Below are 17,231 nucleotides of genomic sequence, written 5' to 3'. Positions count from 1 at the left end.
CCGCCGACTAGGAGGGGTCGAGTGACGCGATCGGGCTCGACTCGATGTTCGCGAGCAGGTCGGCGGCGTCGTCGTAGACGGCGATCGCCCCGGCGCTCGAGAGCTCTTTCTCGCCGCTCCCTCCCGAGAGCAGGCCGATCGTGCGCACTCCCGCATTCGTGGCCGCGCGAACATCCCACACGGCATCGCCGACCATGATGGCGTCGTCTGCCGTGACGCCGGCGCGCTCGAGTGCGATCTCGATGATGTCGGGTTCGGGCTTCGCAGTTTCGACGTCGTCACCGCTCGTGATCGCGTAGGTGTTGTCGTCGAGGTCGAGGACCTTGTTGATCTCTTCGAGTTCTTCGGGCGGAGCGGATGTCGCGAGCACAACCCGCACGCCGCGCCCGGCGACAGCGGCGACGAGGCCTTTCGCTCCGGCGAGCATCGACAGTCGCGGTGCGAGCTCTTTGTAGTACTTCGTGTGCAGCTCTTTGACGCGGTCGTGGGTCTCGTCGCTCGCGTCGCCCGCGAGCTGGCTCAGCAGCTCACTCGAGTCCGCGCCGATCGCGCGCTGGATGCGCCAAGCCGGCACCGTGAGCCCGACGTCGGTGAAGGCTCGCGCCCACGCCTCGATGTGCAGGAAGTTGGAGTCGACGAGTGTTCCGTCGATGTCGAAGAGGACTGCTGAAGGAGACACGGGTGACCGATCTGTCAGTGCGTTCGGGGGAGGACGGCGTCTGATGACGACCCCTTCACGCTAACGAGACCGTGTGCCGCGCGAAACCGCTTGACAGTAGGGGTGCTCGCCGCGCGGGCGCGACGACGGTTCGCATCCGTTCTACAGAGTCGTTCACGACGCACCGCTGAATGGCGGGCCTGGACAGCCGCCTGATCCAGGGCGGTCGCGATGCGGACTGCTCGGAACCGATCGTTTGAGTGACCGATGAGCAATTCATTCGCACGCTCCAGAACGACGTGGGGACGCTACCGTCGGAGCGTGGATGAAGAAAGAGGTACGCGCAATTGAAATGTTCTGCGATTACGACGCCGAGTGGCCACTTTGGGAAATCGGTATGGTCACCCCTCAATCTCTTAGACTCTCGCCGAGCCTGACAAGAAAGCTCCGCGTGTGGACCGACTATCACCTCGAGCATGCTCGACCGGATCAGGGGTGGTTGGTGTCAAATGAACGGGATGCCGAGTGGAGCGCCGAAGGGGAACGGCTGAGCGAGCACCTCGCGCGGGAGATGCAGGGCGTTGCTTCTATCAAGTACACGGGGATCTGAGCCGACTGGCGCCCGGGCCGGGATCGGATCTACGACTGAGCGCACCCGGCCGCAAACGATCAGTTCTGGGCAGCCCGTGTTTGTTGGAGGTTCTCGACACCTTCGTGCCAAGGGTCAGCGCGCGGCGAAGCTTGCTGCAGATACGGCACCCTTGCGGGCAACTTCACCGGACGGGGTATACGGGCATTGCAGTAACGACGGGCCCGGCGTCTCGGACGCTGCACGACGGCCGACCTGCTTACGAGCACGCGCGCCCTGCATGAGTCCGCTGACCAGTTCGGGGATGCAGGAACGAGGCGAACTCGCGTAAGGATAAGGTGGCGATACCTGACCAGCAGGCCCGAGCGTTACTAGCAAGTGGCCCGTTGCCGCTGCCTAACCTCTAAGGGGACTCGCGGGTCGGACGCGCCGACGCGAGGCTGAACCCCTACACACCCCAACAAACTGAGATTGATCTATGAACCCCTTTGCTACAACAGGCCTGATCGTTGGCGTCGTCCTTTTGGTAGTAGCAATCGCGCGCATCGTGGCCATTCGCCGCGCGACGGGCTTCAATTACACCCAACGATCACCGCAGATTCCGATGCTGCTTCTTGGCGGCGCAATCGGCATCATTGTTGCCTCGATCGGGTCGTGGATCTACACCTCATAAGGGATGCCTAGCGGCCCTCCTTCAGGGTCCGGGCTGGCGTCGGTGTCTGCGCGCGACGACCAGGGCGAGCACCAGTGCAACTAAGCACGCGATCAGCCAGACAACACTGACTGCGAATGGCAGGTCCAGCCAGGCGATAAGGAAGAAACCGAGCGCGGCCACGAAAGACTTCACCATGAGCCTCGCATGCCCTCTGTGCCGAACCGCCCGTGGCTGAGATTGATCCGTCATGCGCGAACCATATCCCCAACTCACCGTGTCGCGCGGCTTCCGATTCCGAAGCTGCCGACGCGTCCACTTAGGGATCGGCTATCGGGCGCGGTCTCGTCATCGTGCCCGGTTGCATGAGCCGCTATCAGGCGGCGTGCTCTACTGAATCGTGCACATAGAAGAACACACCTATCCGCCCGAAGACAACGAGCTCATTGAGAATCCGGAATATCGCATCGAGTTCTGGCGCTTGACGCAGGACGGTGATGTCGAAGTGGAGATGGTCTCTGTATTCGACGCGAAGGATTATCGCGAGGTGGACGAATGGGCCCGCGCTCGGCTGCCGCACCAATATGCCATCTACTGCAAGATTCAATCGTCCCGCGGGGAGCCCTCGGCAACACCGACCCGGACGATGTTTGCGCGAGTCGGTGGTTACGATCCATCCGGATCTGGTGCTCCTGTCGAGGAACTTGTTTCTAACCCCGAAGAGGCGGACCAGATCAAGACGGAGCTCGGAGAGTGGCCGCGGTCGATCCAGAACCGGTCTCTGTGACGCGACGCGATCGCCGCCGCCGAGCAAGGGAGGAAGCCTGTGCCCGCTGACGGATCCCTGGGTGCGCGGCTCGTGAGCGCCGAGTCAAATACTCAGACCTACTCCGCGCCGCAACTCTGATCGAGAAGGTCACGTGCCTCCAGGACACCGTCGTCGGTGTCAGCCAACTGGATGTCTGGAGCTATCGAACCTCCCAGAAGCAGTCCCGTCCGGTCGACGAACGTCGAGGTGGTCAGAATGATCTGCGCACCGTCGGTGAGTGACTCGGATTCGTTGCCCGTCGATAACCCAGCGGTGTCTCTACCCATCGTGGTTACGTCGTTCTGTCCGAGGAACGTCGCGACAATGGCTTCGCCGGAACTGGCCGTGGTCTCGTTGTGCAACAAGACGATTGAGGCCACCGGGACGGGGTCGGCCGGCTGGAAGGCGACCATCACCGACCCGTCGAGAAGGGCTCGGTCATCCTCGAGAATCACCTGCTGCAGGGTTCCGTCGACGCGTTCGAAACTCATCGGCGTCGAGGTGTCGATGAAGGGAGTGGCGACTGCCAGCATTGGCCACATATTGCCGCCGGTGTTCCCTCGGAGATCCAGAACCCAGCCGCATGTGACCTCCGGGCCAAGGCTTTCCTGGGCGGCGTGACCCGCGTCGATGTAGGCGGCGTATTCGTCGTCGGTTTGTGCGCTCGTCGCGGGGAGGGTGAGCACAGCTATTCCGTCCCCGAGGTCTCGTGCCTCTGGCACCAAACCCGAAGGTGGCTGTGGCGTTTCGCTCGGTCGGATGAAACGGCTGTGCGATCCGCCCGCGACCGCCACCGCTCGCTGGATTGGGAGATGCAACTGCTGAATTGTGTCCGCTTCGCGAGACGCAGCGACGAGCTCAGCGCGTGCCGTGTCCCACGCTTCACCTTCGGCGAAGAGGCCCGTGTCAATGAAATGCAGGGCCTCGTTGGCGTATGCCTGAGCCGCAACGGACTGTGGTTGCGGGGTGCAGCCGGGGAGGGTTACTGCCACCAATAGCAATGCGGTCACACTCGAGAGCGTGAAACGGCGAACGGGTTTCGCTGGTTCCCGCCGGCTGCCGAGAAAGCGAGGCATGGGCCCAGCCTAGGTTGGTACGCGCGACCGCCAGCTTGCAGGGAAGGTCGGCACGATCCGCATCCGCTTCAGCGCCCCCAAGCCGATCGCTCAGCGGGACGGTGACCTTTGCAACGACGCCACCGAACAGTTCATTACCTGCGGCCGCCGCAGCTGCAGCGACGGCTAACGAGACGATCGCGATTGGTCGGAAGCCGTCTTGGTCGCGCGACGGAGAATGACCGCTAGGCCAGCGCCGAAGAGCAAGAAGACAATTCCGATCAGTACCCCCCTGGGGTTTCCGCTGAGTAGCCAAAGAGAAGAGAAGACAACTTCGAGGATCAGTGAAAGAAGAATTACAGCCTTCCAGAAAACGATCTGGTTCCTACTCATGAAGCCTGCCTACCATCTGACCCAGCTGAGGACAACAGTTCCCGCGCGTCGACAAGTCCGGCCACACGTTTAGTCCGCCCAGACCGTGCTACCTCGGTTTCGAGCAGCGGCCCGATAGCCGGTCGGCTATCGGGCGCACGGCTGCATGAGACGTGCGACAGCGACTCGTGGCCAAGCGACATCCTCAGTCGCTAGACGGAGCCGGCCGAACCGTCAAAATGGGCATTGCGGGCCAAAACATCAGCAAATTGGGCTCTCGATCGCGCGACAGCCCCCGCTATCACCCACCCTCCGGCAAGAAGAACGGCCCACAGCGCGCCGCTCCACTCAGGCAGCAACAACGCAATGAGCAACGGCACAACAGCGAATAGGCCCGCCAGCACGAAGAACACCCACGAGACGAACGACCAAGCGGAAGAATGCACAGCTCTATCCTTCCAACAAACGGGCCGTGAAGCTTTTGCTGACGTCTGCATACCGATAGGGGATCCTTGAGCGGGCGTCGGACTGACCCCGTCGCGGCCCGAGGTAGTGAAGCCTTGACGCGCGCTAATCGATCGCTCGTCGTAGTGAGCTGCGAGGTGGATGCAGGCATGCCGTCGGCGGTGAGGGGACTGGAAGCTTGATGCTTCTAGCGATCAAGCGGGACCGCGCTCAGTGCGACTCTCGCGACGGATTCGAGTTCGCTCCGGGTAGCTCCTTCGAGAGCACGCGCTGCGAGACCTGCCAGAACACCGTTCACGTACTCGGCCATGTCTTCGGCGTCTGCGGCGCTCGCGAATTCGCTGCTGCCCGCTCCAGCTTTGAAGCGGTGTCGAATGGCCTCGCGGGTCTGTTCTCGGCGTGCGGCGAGTCTCGGTTCGCGCATCACCAGGCAGCCGTGGGGGGCGTCATCACGGGTGAACCCGATGACAGCCGACCGGAACAGTGCCTCGGCGACTTCCCGGATTGATGAGTGCGCGAGGTCAGCGCGTAGCGCATCGTCGAGGCCTCTGATGTAGAGCTGGGCAGCTTCATCGAAGAGGTCGGTCTTGCTGCCGAACGCTCCGTAGAGGCTCGGTTGGTTGATGCCGAGCTTCTGTGCGAGTTTCGCGGTCGTCACGCCGTCGAAGCCCTCAGCCCAGAATTCACGCATGGCGCCGTCGAGCGCGACGTCACGATCGAAGAGTCGAGGTCTGCCAGTCATAGACCTAGTTTAGCAGTCACTACAGAATGCTGATACATTCTGTAGTCCCTACTACAGAAAGAGTTTTGATGACGTACGAGAACTTTGAAGCGATCCGGGTAGCCGTGGATGGCGGGGTCGCGACCGTGACCTTGGACAATCCGCCGGTAAATGTCGAGGATGCCAAATTGGTCCGCGACCTCACCCAGTTCGCCCGGACCGTGGCCACCGACTCATCAGTGCAGGTCATCGTCTACCAAAGCGCAAACCCCGACTTCTTCGCTGCCCACGCGGACAACGGGTGGATGTTCGACCCCAGCGGCCTGGTGGCCCTCGCGGACCCTGACGGCGACCCGGGCCTGAACCCGCTGCAGCAGCTGCATGAGCGCCTACGCACCCTGCCCCAGGTGACGATCGCGAAGCTTCGCGGGCGTTTGCGCGCCGGGGGTGCGGAGCTCGCGATGACGGCGGACATGCGTTTCGCTGTGGCCGGTGAGACTTGGCTTTCTCAGCCAGAGTCGCTGATGGGCATCTTTCCCGGCGGTGGTGGCACGCAGTACCTCAACCGTCTCGTCGGCCGAGCCCGCGGTCTAGAAATCGCCCTCAGCGGTGAGCTGTACGACAGCGCCACCGCCGAGCGATACGGATGGATCAACCGAGAGATCCCGGCACAGTTCCTGGACGCGTGGGTATCCACTGTCGCCCGTCGAATCGCCGCCCTTCCTGCGGGTGTGGCCGCGGCAGCCAAGGAGGCCTTCGACGCCGCGGAAGCCAGCGGCCCCGTTCCCGACCTTCGTGAAGAGGCCAAGGCCCACAGCAAGGTCTACCCGTCGCCGCCTTCAGTTGTGGAGCGAGTCCGGGTACTGATGGCCCACGGCGGACAGCAGCCCATCGGCGAAATCGATCTCGAGGGTACCCTCCGCAGCATTCCCTGGCCCGACGCCGAGTAGACCATCGGGTGACCGGAATAGCCTTTTCGGTCACCCGCGGCCGTCTCGCCGCAACCGCCAGCGCGGGTCGCTCGCGATAAGCACGATGGCCGGTCGGCCATCGTGCACCCATGGGTAGCAACCGGGACGCCGGCCCCGTCGTTACTGCGATGCCCGTTTACCCCGCCCGAGGAAATTGCCCGCAAGGGTGCCCTCTCTGCAAAAAAGCCTCGCCCCGCGTCGACGCTTGGTGCAAAGGTGTCGAATACCTCCAACGCTTCTCGCTCAGCCGAAACTGATCGATTCTGGCTGTCTGCGACGCGTAGCTATGCCCCCTGAGCGGCAGTGCACCTTCGGCCGACCTGGTTCGTTCCATTCAAGCGGGCGTGTCTAATTTCCCTCGCAGGCGTAATTGCGACCAAGTACCTCGTGCACTCTCTCGCGTGCTTCTGGGGACCCCCACTCTTGAACCTCGCTGCAATCAGATGAACTCTGGCTCGCATAGAGGCCGTAGATGCCCACACTCACATACTCGTATTTGTTCCCCGTATTCCCGTTGGTTCTGAGGGACCCGGCGCCCAAGTCGGAGCTCGGCAAGGTCAAACGGGTTCCGTCTGGGAAGACGAGATCAGTACCCTGCGGTTCGCAGCCGAGTGGGGTGGGAGTGTTCAGGGATAAGACGTCGACGGGCTCATAAGAAAGACACGGCCCCGTACTGGATTCATCGGGACCGAGCATTGCCGGTTGCTCCGAGTTGCGCCCGGACAGGTCCACCGGCGCGCCACCGAACCAGAGAACCGGCAGCGCAAGAACGAGCAAGACACCGCCAGAGAAGATGCCGCGGATCGCACTGCCCCGACCAGCGTTGGCCAGTCCGGACGCACGGCGAAGTCCGATTGCGCCGAAGACTACGGCCGTAAGGGCAATCGCCCACACCACGAGCACGATCGGTAGCCACAAGGGAAACAGGTCCTGAGTGGGGAATTTGAAGAGGTAGTACGGCACCCAGACGAGGGCGAACAGGAGAGCGAAGAATCCCGCTCCGGTGTACCCGACGCGTTCCGCGATGGCTGCATTGCGGTTCAGCGTTCTAGTCCTGACGACACGCTCCAGCGATCTATTCTCCTGATGGATCGGCTGGGTCCCCATTCCGCGACTCTAACGCGACGACGTCTAGTCGATCCGTTACCGGCGGCTCACGCGCTGCAGGGCGTGAGCCGCGATGCTCGGACGCAGGCGCTATCTAAAATGATGTGTGGCCACCTTTCGAGCGGTCGGGTTCGATCTCGACGGCACTCTGTTCGACCATCGGGGCTCAGCTGAAGCCGGGGTCGACCAGTTCCTCCGGACCCTCCACGTCGTTCCTTCCGATGACGCCCGACAAGCTTGGTTCGCGGCAGAGGATGAACAATTCGAACGTTGGCGATCCGGACGCATCAGTTTCCAGGAGCAGCGCCGCGCGCGACTCCGCACGGTGTTGCCAGTGCTGGGGGTAACCCCGCCAGCGGAGGAATCGAAGCTCGATGAGCTATTCGAGGTGTACTTCGGCGCCTATAAGGAAGAGTGGCGCGCCTTTCCTGGCAGCGAGCAGCTACTAACCAGCCTGCGCGCGTCGGGCTATCGAATTGGTTTACTCACAAACGGGAATGAAGAACAACAGCGGGACAAGCTCTCCAACATGGGTCTCGGTGCCGCGTTTGACGTGGTCTGCGCGTCCGAGAACATTGGCGTGCAGAAGCCCGACGCGAGGGCGTTTCGCATCTTGGCGGACGGGCTAGGAGCAAGCCCGTCTCAGTGCCTGTACGTCGGAGACAACGCGGCGCACGATATCGCCGGAGCCGAGGCAGCAGGCATGCGCGCACTGCTTGTGGATCATTACACGAACGGTTCAGCCGCTGTCACCGAAGCTGTTCTCGCAGCTCTCAAGCTTGGACCGTCGGCGGTTCCCTAGCGGATCCCTAAGTGGACGCGTCGGCAGCTTCGGAATCGGAAGCCGCGCGACACGGTGAGTTGGGGATATGGTTCGCGCATGACGGATCAATCTCAGCCACGGGCGGTTCGGCACAGAGGGCATGCGAGGCTCATGGTGAAGTCTTTCGTGGCCGCGCTCGGTTTCTTCCTTATCGCCTGGCTGGACCTGCCATTCGCAGTCAGTGTTGTCTGGCTGATCGCGTGCTTAGTTGCACTGGTGCTCGCCCTGGTCGTCGCGCGCAGACACCGACGCCAGCCCGGACCCTGAAGGAGGGCCCGCTAGGGATCCTTCATCGAGACGCCACCAATCATCTGGATCGGGTGAAGTCGGCGTGTGCCCCTTTGACTTCACGGAGACAAGCAGTTGCCCGGGCGCAACGACGCGTGTGGCCTGCAGACGGCTGTCTCTGCTACCGATGTCGTAACTTTGGGAACGGCGCTTTGCCCGGCTGTGTTCTGCGAGACAGTTGGGCTTACCGTGGGTTCGCTTGTTCCTATCTAGCAGGCACGAGTCCAGCTGGAGAGACAGTGATCGAGAGCAATGAGGAGTATGAAGCGAGGTGGCGTCCGCGGTTGTGGATTGCCAGCGGCATCCTGGTCCTGATGAGCGGAGTGGCGTGGTGGGGGCTGTTACTCACTCAGCGAATTCCATTGGGCGACCGCCCGACGATGTTCATCCTCCTGGCTCCGGGTGGATTGGCTTGTGTGGCCTATGGGCTGGTACTCCTCCGGCGTTACCGCCAACAGCAGCGAATCAAGCAGGGGGACGAGTGAACGAGGACGTGAAGTCGTATCTGTTGTTCTCCGTCGCGGGAATTGCCGTCTTCCTCGGTGTCGGTGCGTTTCTTCGCTTCTTTGTTGGGCTGATCGAGGTCGCGTTGTGGATCGCGCTTGTCATCACGGCGATCATCTACTTCGGTGTCTTCGAGTTCTTTAGTCGGCGTCGCAAGCGCCGGAAGTCAGAAAATTCTGGTTCGTAGAGAACCCGCTCGCGAGGGCGTCCGGCGAACGATCCCCGAAGGAACGGGCGTCTTGATGGGTCGCGAACCGCATTTCGTTCGCGCGCGGCCAGCCCGATCCAACGTGCTCACCCCGGAGATACTCGACCGGCGGGCTCGCTTATGGTTGCTCGACATAGGAGACGAACACTGATCCGTTCGAAAAAGATGAAGAAGCAGGACGCATCATGGCCATCGCTGGGGTGATTATCGTCGCGCTCGCGCTAGCGGCGCGAGCTGGACTGATCGAGGCACGAATCGCGGGCGATCGAAGCATCCCTCTGTGGAGAAGCGGCAATTACCGAAAGCCCTGGGCGAGCACCCGGGCCCAGCTAACGGCCATCGCTGCAATCGCTATCGGGGCGACTTTCTGCCTAGTCGCGTGGGGAACCATCGCTCTCCTCGTCACCCCACTGGCGTTCGTTCCCCCGCTCATCGTCATCGCGCTTCACAACCGGTCTCTACGCGCGGGCGCCAAGCGCGGTGCTCGGGTCAATGGTTGAAAAAGCATTACGCACGAGAACGGCTGCCTGTAAGCGGATGGCTTACGGGCATCTCCGACGACCCGCACACTTCACACTGGGACACGGCCTGGAAACGCGTCAACGTATTTCGAAGAACGACCCGCCAGCAAGAATCCTGTCGACTACCTCGAGGCGCAGGAGTAGGTCCGCTGCGAGAACGTGTCGATGAACACCCCTCGCCGCAGCTTCTCGGATCAGTTGGCTTAGCTCTTCACCTTCTTCTTTGACCCGCGTCACGCTGTCAACAAAGGGGTGGATGCGCGCGGCGATTACTGCCACGCCGGGATCATCCCGAACACCCGTCGGCCCACGGGACATGTCGATGAACCAGTCGTGCTTGAAACGGGGACCCCCGACAAGCGGGTTCTCGGGCTGCTTCTTTTCATCCACGATGACATCCATCCCTCGAGGCTCCGTCCCCGATCCGGCCACGCTACTAGCGACCGGAGCGATATGCCGACTACATGGGTGTCCGTCAGGGGATCCCTTACCGAGACGCCACCAACCGTCTCGATCGGGTCAGGTTGGCGTGGCCCCACTGGCTCCATGCAGACGAGTCGTGGCCTAAGTAGGGATCTCTCCGTTGGCTATTCCCGCCATGACCCCGCCTGCAGCGAAGATAAGCCAGGCGCCGACGGTGATCGAGAACGGCACGCCCTTGCGGTCCGGGAATTCTTTACCGGTGCGCTTCTTCTGCTCTGTGAACCAGAAGACCATAGCCATGAAGGTCAGGCCACCGATTGCACACAAAATCAGGCCAGATGTGAACACAAGCTTGTCTCCCTCTCGTCACTTTCTGAAGCGCCAGAGCTTGACCCGGAGTGGCACCTGCGACCGACCGTCACTGTCGAAGGAATGTCGAGCGTCCGTCACGATACCCATCGCACCGCGAGCAAGCTCATATTATTACTAGTCCACCGAGACGACTTGCTCGCTCTCAAGGGTGCCGAGACACACACGGCAAGTATGCGAACAAAGCTGGTCAAAATCAGGCGATCGCGCATTTTCGACAGTTTTACAACACGTGAGGTGCGCAAAATGACCGGACCGGAAGAGACAATCACCGCCAAACGGAGCGACCGCGACTTAGCTGTCTTCTTAGTGCTCTATATCCTGCAGCTCTTTTGTAGCTTTGCCGCGTTCGGAATTGTTGTAGACGTCGTCCTGACGCGTTTGTACGGGTGCACTTCGTACGGCGGCGAGTGGGACTGCCTTGACCCTGGTCCAGTTGAGGGCATCACATTGTTTGTCGGGATCATCCTGGCGATCGTGGTACTGCCGTGGGGCCTTGCTCGAGTCCGGGAGGGCAAGCTCGCCTACTGGCTTCCGCTTCCTGCTATCGCTTTGGTGGCCGTCACTTTCGCGTGCACGTACGGCTATGCGGTATTCGCCTTGTCGGATCCCGCTTCCCGTTTCTCGTTCTAGCCACATAGAGACTCAGTCTCGGCGTTCCGCCAATTGCACGCGTGAATGGTTCGCGTAGCCTCATCTGTGGCGCGATGAGAGGTCCGTTCTCAATTCTGTGAATGACAAGCCCTTCCAGGGTCCAATAATTTCGATGATTCGCGGACTGCTCCAGTGGCGCCGTGCAGCTGGAGCACCACAGTAGCGACTCCCGACCGCATCGAGATTGCTCCGCCGACCAACGGTCGACGGGGCTCCTTCAATCAGAGAAAAGCCGACGGCTACCCCTCACGTGACGGCGCCGACGTGGCCACCCGGGCGCAGCTTGCGGCGTGCCGACGTGGGGTGCGTCGCGCTCCCGATCAGTAGCGCGGCTTGCGAGCCCGGTCGCCCCCGCGATCATCTCGGTCGTTCGACCGGCTCACCCCGCGTCGGTCGGGGCGGATCTCGATGAGCTTGCCGCTGATTCGGGTGTCACTGAGCTTCGCGAGCACGTCGCCCGAGATGTCGGCCGAGAGTTCGACGATCGAGAAATCGGGGCGGATCTGGATGGCTCCGAAGTCGTCGCGGCTCAAGCCACCCTCGTTGGCGAGGGCTCCGACGATCTGGCGTGGTTCGACGCGCTGGCGGCGGCCGACCTCGATGCGGTACGCCGACATGGGTTTCGTCGAGCGCGGGCGGCGTTCGGCCCGCTCGCCGCGGTCGGGCCGCGAATCGCTTGAGCCCCGATCGTCGCGCGAACCGCGGTCGTCGCGATCGAATCGCTGCTTGCGCTCATCTTCCGCCGACAGCAGGAGGGGGGTCTCGCCCTGGGCGACGACGGCGAGGGCCGCCGCGACATCCGCTTCGGGAACATCGTGGTGCTCGACGTAGTGGGCGATGATGTCGCGGAACGCCGCAATGCGGCTCTGCTGGTCGAGGGCCGCGGTGATCGCGTCGTCGAAGCGCGTGAGGCGCGTGACGTTGACGTCGTCGACCGAGGGCAACTGCATCTGGGTCAGCGGCTGACGCGTGGCCTTCTCGATGGCGCCGAGCAGGCGACGCTCGCGCGGGGTAACGAAGCTGATCGCGGCACCGCTGCGACCCGCGCGGCCGGTGCGGCCGATGCGGTGCACATAGGACTCGGTGTCGATGGGGATGTCGTAGTTGACGACGTGGCTGATGCGGTCGACGTCGAGACCACGCGCCGCGACATCCGTGGCCACCAGGATGTCGAGCTTGCCGCTCTTCAGCTGACCGACCGTGCGCTCACGCTGCGCTTGCACGACGTCTCCGCTGATCGCGGCGGCCGCGTAGCCGCGCGCCCTCAGCTTCTCGGCGAGCGTCTCGGTCTCGCTCTTGGTGCGAACGAAGACGATCATGCCCTCGAAGTTCTCGACCTCGAGGATGCGCGTGAGGGCGTCGACCTTCTGCGGGTACGACACCATGAGGTAGCGCTGGGTGGTGTTCGCCGAGGTCGTGGTCTTGCTCTTGACCGTGATCTCTTCGGCGTCGTCGAGGTACTTCTTCGAGATGCGACGGATCTGCGGGGGCATCGTCGCGGAGAAGAGGGCAACCTGCTTGTCGTCGGGGGTGTCGGCGAGGATCGTCTCGACGTCTTCGGCGAAGCCCATCTTGAGCATCTCGTCGGCCTCGTCGAGCACGAGGTACTTGAGCTCGGAGAGGTCGAGGGTGCCCTTCGCGAGGTGGTCCATGATGCGGCCGGGGGTGCCGACGACGACGTGCACACCGCGGCGCAGCGCCGAGAGCTGCACCCCGTATGCCTGGCCGCCGTAGACGGGGAGCACGTGCACACCCTTGAGGTGGGCCGCGTACTGCTCGAACGCCTCGCACACCTGCAGCGCGAGTTCGCGAGTGGGGGAGAGCACGAGCGCTTGCGGGGTCTTCTGGCTCACGTCGAGTCGCGACAGGATCGGCAGGGCGAACGCCGCGGTCTTTCCTGTTCCGGTCTGCGCGAGACCGACGACGTCGCGCCCGGCGAGGAGGGGCGGAATGGTCGCCGCCTGGATCGCCGAGGGGGTCTCGTAGCCGATGTCACGGATCGCCTTGAGCACCGCGTCGCTCAGGCCCAGGTCGGCGAACGTCGCCACGGCATCCGCGGGCAAACCGCTCTCGGTGGGGGCGGTCTCGGCGGCGGGGGTGGAGTCGGCGTTCGTCATTGTCTCAACGGTAGTGGGTAGCGGCGCGCGGTGGATGCGAAAGCAGGTCGGGGGTGCGTCATGCCGCCCTGCGAAAGCATCCGACTATCGTTCAGAGATGCGAACCAGCGCCTCGACCGTGAGCGATTCGATGCGGACCCAGCTCTGGCCCGTTCCCCTCGCGGCGGTCGTCGTCGCCTTCGGGCTCGGCCTGGCTCTTCCGTACGTCGACAGTCTCGTCGACCAGGACCTCTCGCCGCAGTGGAAGAGCATCCTGTTCGACGGGGGATCGGATGCCGCCAAATCCGTCATGGAGACGATCGCGGGCTCGCTCATCACGGTGACCGCGCTCACGTTCTCGCTGACCGTGGTCACGCTTCAGCTCGCGAGCAGTCAGTTCTCGCCCCGTCTGCTGCGCACGTTCAGTCGCGATCGGGTCGTGCACAACACCCTGGCCCTGTTCCTCGCGACCTTCACGTTCTCGCTCACGGTCTTGCGCAGCATCCGGGTCGACACGGAGGATCAGTCGGGACTCGTGCCTCGCATCTCCGTGTCGCTCGCCTTCCTCCTGGCGATCGCGAGCGTCATCACACTCGTGGGCTTCCTCGCCCATCTCGCGAAACAGATCCGTGTGGAGACCATGCTCAAAGACGTGCACTCGGAGTCGACGAAGACCGTCGAGCGCGTCTTCCCCGACGACCCCGATGGCACCACTCGACGCCTCGAGGTGCACGCGGGGCCAGGATCCGACGCTCGATCGTGGTCCCTCCTCGAGGCGGACACGTCGGGCTTCCTCCTCAGTATCGACACGAGGGCCGTGCTCGCTGCGGCCGTCGACGTCGACGCCGTGATCGTCGTCGACGCGGTTCCCGGCGATTCGCTCGTCACGGGGGTGCCGTTCGGCCGCGTCATCGCACTCGACGGGCGCGAGATCGACCGTGATCGCGTCGACCGAGCGCGTCGAGCACTCGCCGACGCCATCACCACGGGGTTCGAGCGCACCTCGACACAAGACGTGGGGTTCGGCTTGCAGCAGCTGCTCGACGTCGCGAGCCGGGCACTGTCGCCGGGCATCAACGACCCGACGACCGCCGTGCACGCGATCGGGCACGTCTCGAGCCTCCTCGTCTCGATCGTCGAGCGCCCGACGGGGGCGAAGACCCTCCTCGACGACGACGATCGCGTGAGGGTCGTCGTGGCTTTCCCGACCTTCGACGACCTGCTCGACCAGGCGATGCGGCAACTGAACGCCTACGCCATGAGCGACCCCCGCACGGCGGAACGCGTGATCCGGTTGCTGCGCGAGGTCGGCTGGCGTGACCGGTCGGGCACGTATTCGGAGGACATCTCCCGGCAGCTCGGCCTCGTTCGCGCTCAGATCGTCGACTCCGTCCTCAGCGCCGAGGAGAAACGGTCGCTCGTGGCGCGGTGCGACGACGTGACGGTCGCCATCGCCGGGGACTGGACCGTGGCAGAGACCCCGAGGTCGCGCCCGTGAGCGCCGCCGTGCACTCCACTCGCACCGGTTCGGGGGCGCCCCTCGTGCTCGTGCACGGCCTCGGATCGTCGTCGGCCAACTGGGCTCCCGTGCTCGGTGCTCTCGCCGCCCATCGCGAGGTCGTGACGCTCGACCTCCCCGGCTTCGGTGCGAGCGCTCCGCTCGCGGGCCCCGTCACGATCGCGACCCTCACCGACGCGTTGCAGCGATTCCTCACCGAGGAGGGGCTCGACGATGCGGATGTCGTCGGCAGCTCGATGGGCGCCCGCATGGTGCTCGAGCTCGCCCGCCGCGGACACCGGGGAGACGTCGTGGCGCTCGATCCCGGCGGCTTCTGGTCGGCCGGGCAGCGGGTCGCCTTCGCCGCGACGGTGCGCGCCTCCGTCGCGCTCGTGCGCGCCATCCAGACCCCGCTGCCGTGGCTCAGCCGCTCGGCGATCGCGCGCTCGCTCCTGCTCTTCCAGTTCAGTTCGCACGCGTGGAGGCTCGACCCCGACCTCGTGCTCACCGAACTGCGGGATTTCGCGCGCGCCACGAGCCTCGACGAGGCTCTCGACGCCCTCGTCTCCGGTCCCGAACAGCTCGGCGCGTCGACGACGCCGGGTCGCGTCGCGATCGGGTGGGGGCGCTTCGATCGCGTGACGCTTCCGAGCCAGGCATCCGTCGCTCTCGAGCGGTTTCCGTCGGCGTCGTTCCACGGCTTCGCGCGCTGCGGTCACTACCCCCACTGGGATCAACCGGCCGAGGCGGCACGCTTCATCCTGCGGTCGACGGGGCGCGTCGACTAGCGCGCGTCGACGGGCGCGCGTCGACTGGCGCGCGCTGTCCGGCTAGAGGGAGTCGGCGATCGTCGCGGTCGCGTGGAGCCACGCCTCCCGTGTCGCCGGCGCGAGGGCGTCGATGACGATGGGGCCGCCGCTCACGAGCGACGCGTCGTGCGGAACCTCCACGACGGCGCGCGTGAGCCCGCCGAAGTGGTCGTGCAAGCGCGACCGCAAGTGGGCGTCGACGGTCTTCTCGGGTGACGACAGAACGGTCACGGCCGAGCGAAGTTTGTCTTCGTGGCCCTTCTGGGCGAGGCCCTCGACCATCCATGCGGCACCGCCCGCGGTGTCTTCGCGCATCGCCGAGACGATCACGAGCTGATCGGCGGCGTCGACCGCGGCCTCCCAGTTCGAGGCCCTCATGTTGTTGCCCGTGTCGACGACGATGATGCGGTAGAACCTCTGCAGGGTCTGGTGCAGTCGCGAGAAGGCTTCGGCGTCGATCATCGACGACGCCGCGGCGTCTTCGTCACTCGCGAGCACGTCGAACTGGGCGTCGGCCTGCGAGCGCACGTAGTTGTCGAGGTCGCCGACACGCCCCGCGACGGGGTCGCTGAACCGGTCGAGGTCGCGCAGCAGGTTGACCGCGGTGTTGGTGTGACTCGCGCGCTGCGCCCGCCACCCGAGGGTTCCGCGCGTCTCGTTGTTGTCCCAGGCGAGCGTGTAACCGCCGCGGTGCACACCGAATGTCGACGCGATGAGCATCGCCGCGGTCGTCTTGTGCGCGCCGCCCTTGGGGTTGATGACGCAGATCGTGCGCGGGCCGTCGAGGCTCCGCGTCACCGCCGAGATCGCGTGCCGGTGCTGCATCTCTTTGGCGCCGGGACGCGGGGCGATCGACCCGAACGACAGTCGGCGAACGGTGCTCTGCCAGCCCTGTTGCGCGGGACCCGCGACGGGCGCCGGCTGGCTGGCCTGGAAATCCGCGAGCGTCGGGATCGTTCCCGCGTCGGCCGATGATCCTGCGGCAGGGGCGGCAGGGGCGGCAGGCGTAGCGAGGCTGGCCGGCGCGGAGGGAACAGTCGGCTCGGGCTCGGGAACGAGAGAGACGGATGATGTGGGTGACGCCGTGGACGACGCCGTGGGTGCCGCGACGGGGGACGGCGCCGTGACAGGGGAGGGAACGGGCGCCGCGATGGGTGGTGCCGAGATGACCTCGGTGAACGTCGACCGGTGCGGGACCGCAGCATCCGGATCCTGCTCCGAGTCCCGCCCGAATCGGTCGTCGTCGCCGCCGTCGTCCTCGCGTTCGGTCGGCGGCACGGCGGGGGCGGGCATCGGCGGGACGGTGTCGGTCACGAACGGCAGAAACCGCACGGCGGTGTCGATCTCGCCCGTTTCGGGAGCGGAATCCGAGTCTTGAGCGTGCTCCGAGATGTCGCCCTCGGGAGACACCGTGACCTCCCACCGGCCGTCGCTGTCGGTCGTGACGAGCAGCACGTCGCGCTGGGCGGACGCGGCGACGTCGACGGTGCGGCGCAGCACCTCGCGCCGCGCATCCTCTTGGCTGCCGCCCGTGATCTCGGAGGGCACGCCGTCGATCTCGAGTGTCGCCCCGGCGTCGTCGAATGTCGCGATGACCACGGGCTGGTCGGATGTCGGATGCATCTGTCGTCTCTTCTCTT

Annotated in this window: 18 protein-coding genes; 9 read left to right on the top strand and 9 right to left on the bottom strand. The window is 64.4% G+C overall.

Annotation, left to right across the window (positions count from 1 at the left end):
• Positions 1–7 precede the first annotated feature (7 nt).
• Positions 8–679: an HAD family hydrolase gene (locus ACLHIH_RS05425; RefSeq protein WP_411315676.1), complete on the bottom strand. Its 672-nt coding sequence runs from the start codon at positions 677–679 to the stop codon at positions 8–10.
• Between the two features lie 304 nt (positions 680–983).
• Here ACLHIH_RS05425 and ACLHIH_RS05420 point away from each other — a divergent pair, with 304 nt between their 5' ends.
• From ACLHIH_RS05420 to ACLHIH_RS05410, 3 genes are all read left to right on the top strand, one after another.
• Positions 984–1,268, top strand: a complete 285-nt coding sequence (locus ACLHIH_RS05420; protein ID WP_411315675.1) for a hypothetical protein — start codon at positions 984–986, stop codon at positions 1,266–1,268.
• Positions 1,269–1,725: 457 nt separating this feature from the next.
• Entirely contained in the window at positions 1,726–1,920 is a 195-nt protein-coding gene (locus tag ACLHIH_RS05415) for a hypothetical protein (protein ID WP_411315674.1), read from the top strand.
• Positions 1,921–2,299: 379 nt separating this feature from the next.
• Positions 2,300–2,686 (top strand): hypothetical protein, encoded by a 387-nt coding sequence (locus ACLHIH_RS05410; protein ID WP_411315673.1) that lies wholly within the window; start codon positions 2,300–2,302, stop codon positions 2,684–2,686.
• A 98-nt stretch (positions 2,687–2,784) separates the two neighbouring features.
• On the opposite strand, the gene ACLHIH_RS05405 is transcribed toward ACLHIH_RS05410, so the two are convergent.
• The 3 genes from ACLHIH_RS05405 to ACLHIH_RS05395 all read right to left on the bottom strand — a co-directional run bounded on the left by ACLHIH_RS05405 (position 2,785) and on the right by ACLHIH_RS05395 (position 5,341).
• Positions 2,785–3,393 (bottom strand): S41 family peptidase, encoded by a 609-nt coding sequence (locus tag ACLHIH_RS05405; RefSeq protein ID WP_411315672.1) that lies wholly within the window; start codon positions 3,391–3,393, stop codon positions 2,785–2,787.
• A gap of 953 nt (positions 3,394–4,346) precedes the next feature.
• Positions 4,347–4,580, bottom strand: coding sequence for a hypothetical protein (locus ACLHIH_RS05400; protein WP_411315671.1), 234 nt, complete (start codon positions 4,578–4,580; stop codon positions 4,347–4,349).
• Between the two features lie 206 nt (positions 4,581–4,786).
• Positions 4,787–5,341: a TetR/AcrR family transcriptional regulator gene (locus ACLHIH_RS05395; protein WP_411315670.1), complete on the bottom strand. Its 555-nt coding sequence runs from the start codon at positions 5,339–5,341 to the stop codon at positions 4,787–4,789.
• A 68-nt stretch (positions 5,342–5,409) separates the two neighbouring features.
• Here ACLHIH_RS05395 and ACLHIH_RS05390 point away from each other — a divergent pair, with 68 nt between their 5' ends.
• Complete coding sequence (locus ACLHIH_RS05390; protein ID WP_411315669.1) at positions 5,410–6,270, top strand: enoyl-CoA hydratase/isomerase family protein; 861 nt, start codon at positions 5,410–5,412, stop codon at positions 6,268–6,270.
• Positions 6,271–6,639: 369 nt separating this feature from the next.
• On the opposite strand, the gene ACLHIH_RS05385 is transcribed toward ACLHIH_RS05390, so the two are convergent.
• Positions 6,640–7,398, bottom strand: coding sequence for a hypothetical protein (locus tag ACLHIH_RS05385; RefSeq protein ID WP_411315668.1), 759 nt, complete (start codon positions 7,396–7,398; stop codon positions 6,640–6,642).
• 106 nt (positions 7,399–7,504) lie between these two features.
• Here ACLHIH_RS05385 and ACLHIH_RS05380 point away from each other — a divergent pair, with 106 nt between their 5' ends.
• Together ACLHIH_RS05380 and ACLHIH_RS05375 are read left to right on the top strand one after the other, a co-directional pair.
• Positions 7,505–8,200 carry an HAD family hydrolase gene (locus ACLHIH_RS05380; protein ID WP_411315667.1) on the top strand — a complete coding sequence of 232 codons (696 nt, stop codon included), beginning with the start codon at positions 7,505–7,507 and terminating at the stop codon, positions 8,198–8,200.
• Positions 8,201–8,990: 790 nt separating this feature from the next.
• Positions 8,991–9,200, top strand: a complete 210-nt coding sequence (locus tag ACLHIH_RS05375; RefSeq protein WP_411315666.1) for a hypothetical protein — start codon at positions 8,991–8,993, stop codon at positions 9,198–9,200.
• Positions 9,201–9,820: 620 nt separating this feature from the next.
• On the opposite strand, the gene ACLHIH_RS05370 is transcribed toward ACLHIH_RS05375, so the two are convergent.
• Together ACLHIH_RS05370 and ACLHIH_RS05365 are read right to left on the bottom strand one after the other, a co-directional pair.
• Entirely contained in the window at positions 9,821–10,144 is a 324-nt protein-coding gene (locus tag ACLHIH_RS05370) for a hypothetical protein (protein ID WP_411315665.1), read from the bottom strand.
• Between the two features lie 162 nt (positions 10,145–10,306).
• A complete protein-coding gene (locus ACLHIH_RS05365) occupies positions 10,307–10,459 on the bottom strand; it encodes a hypothetical protein (protein ID WP_411315664.1) in 153 nt (50 codons plus the stop codon).
• 210 nt (positions 10,460–10,669) lie between these two features.
• Between ACLHIH_RS05365 and ACLHIH_RS05360 the strand changes: the two genes are divergently transcribed.
• A complete protein-coding gene (locus ACLHIH_RS05360; protein WP_411315663.1) occupies positions 10,670–11,167 on the top strand; it encodes a hypothetical protein in 498 nt (165 codons plus the stop codon).
• 341 nt (positions 11,168–11,508) lie between these two features.
• On the opposite strand, the gene ACLHIH_RS05355 is transcribed toward ACLHIH_RS05360, so the two are convergent.
• A complete protein-coding gene (locus ACLHIH_RS05355) occupies positions 11,509–13,305 on the bottom strand; it encodes a DEAD/DEAH box helicase (RefSeq protein ID WP_411315662.1) in 1,797 nt (598 codons plus the stop codon).
• Between the two features lie 97 nt (positions 13,306–13,402).
• On the opposite strand from ACLHIH_RS05355, the gene ACLHIH_RS05350 reads away from it, so the two are divergent.
• Both ACLHIH_RS05350 and ACLHIH_RS05345 read left to right on the top strand, forming a co-directional pair.
• On the top strand, positions 13,403–14,782 hold the full coding sequence (locus ACLHIH_RS05350) for a DUF2254 domain-containing protein (RefSeq protein WP_411315661.1): 1,380 nt from the start codon (positions 13,403–13,405) through the stop codon (positions 14,780–14,782).
• The gene (locus ACLHIH_RS05345) at positions 14,779–15,570 is read left to right on the top strand and encodes an alpha/beta fold hydrolase (protein WP_411315660.1); all 792 of its coding nucleotides are present in this window, start codon (positions 14,779–14,781) and stop codon (positions 15,568–15,570) included. Before ACLHIH_RS05350 ends, ACLHIH_RS05345 begins: the two co-directional genes overlap by 4 nt.
• 42 nt (positions 15,571–15,612) lie before the next feature.
• On the opposite strand, the gene ACLHIH_RS05340 is transcribed toward ACLHIH_RS05345, so the two are convergent.
• Positions 15,613–17,214, bottom strand: a complete 1,602-nt coding sequence (locus ACLHIH_RS05340; protein ID WP_411315659.1) for a MinD/ParA family protein — start codon at positions 17,212–17,214, stop codon at positions 15,613–15,615.
• Positions 17,215–17,231 lie beyond the last annotated feature (17 nt).

Origin of the sequence: Marisediminicola sp. LYQ134, from assembly GCF_046599635.1 — a bacterium.
GTDB lineage: Bacteria > Actinomycetota > Actinomycetes > Actinomycetales > Microbacteriaceae > Marisediminicola.
Note: the sequence above shows the minus strand (reverse complement) of the source record. Positions and strands in the feature narration are given on the sequence as shown.

Coding starts and splice junctions, on each gene's coding strand:
- ACLHIH_RS05420 (WP_411315675.1), top strand. CDS start 984: ATGAAGAAAGAGGTACGCGCAATTGAAATGTTCTGCGATTACGACGCC.
- ACLHIH_RS05415 (WP_411315674.1), top strand. CDS start 1,726: ATGAACCCCTTTGCTACAACAGGCCTGATCGTTGGCGTCGTCCTTTTG.
- ACLHIH_RS05395 (WP_411315670.1), bottom strand. CDS start 5,341: ATGACTGGCAGACCTCGACTCTTCGATCGTGACGTCGCGCTCGACGGC.
- ACLHIH_RS05390 (WP_411315669.1), top strand. CDS start 5,410: ATGACGTACGAGAACTTTGAAGCGATCCGGGTAGCCGTGGATGGCGGG.
- ACLHIH_RS05385 (WP_411315668.1), bottom strand. CDS start 7,398: ATGGGGACCCAGCCGATCCATCAGGAGAATAGATCGCTGGAGCGTGTC.
- ACLHIH_RS05370 (WP_411315665.1), bottom strand. CDS start 10,144: ATGGATGTCATCGTGGATGAAAAGAAGCAGCCCGAGAACCCGCTTGTC.
- ACLHIH_RS05365 (WP_411315664.1), bottom strand. CDS start 10,459: ATGGTCTTCTGGTTCACAGAGCAGAAGAAGCGCACCGGTAAAGAATTC.
- ACLHIH_RS05355 (WP_411315662.1), bottom strand. CDS start 13,305: ATGACGAACGCCGACTCCACCCCCGCCGCCGAGACCGCCCCCACCGAG.
- ACLHIH_RS05350 (WP_411315661.1), top strand. CDS start 13,403: ATGCGAACCAGCGCCTCGACCGTGAGCGATTCGATGCGGACCCAGCTC.
- ACLHIH_RS05340 (WP_411315659.1), bottom strand. CDS start 17,214: ATGCATCCGACATCCGACCAGCCCGTGGTCATCGCGACATTCGACGAC.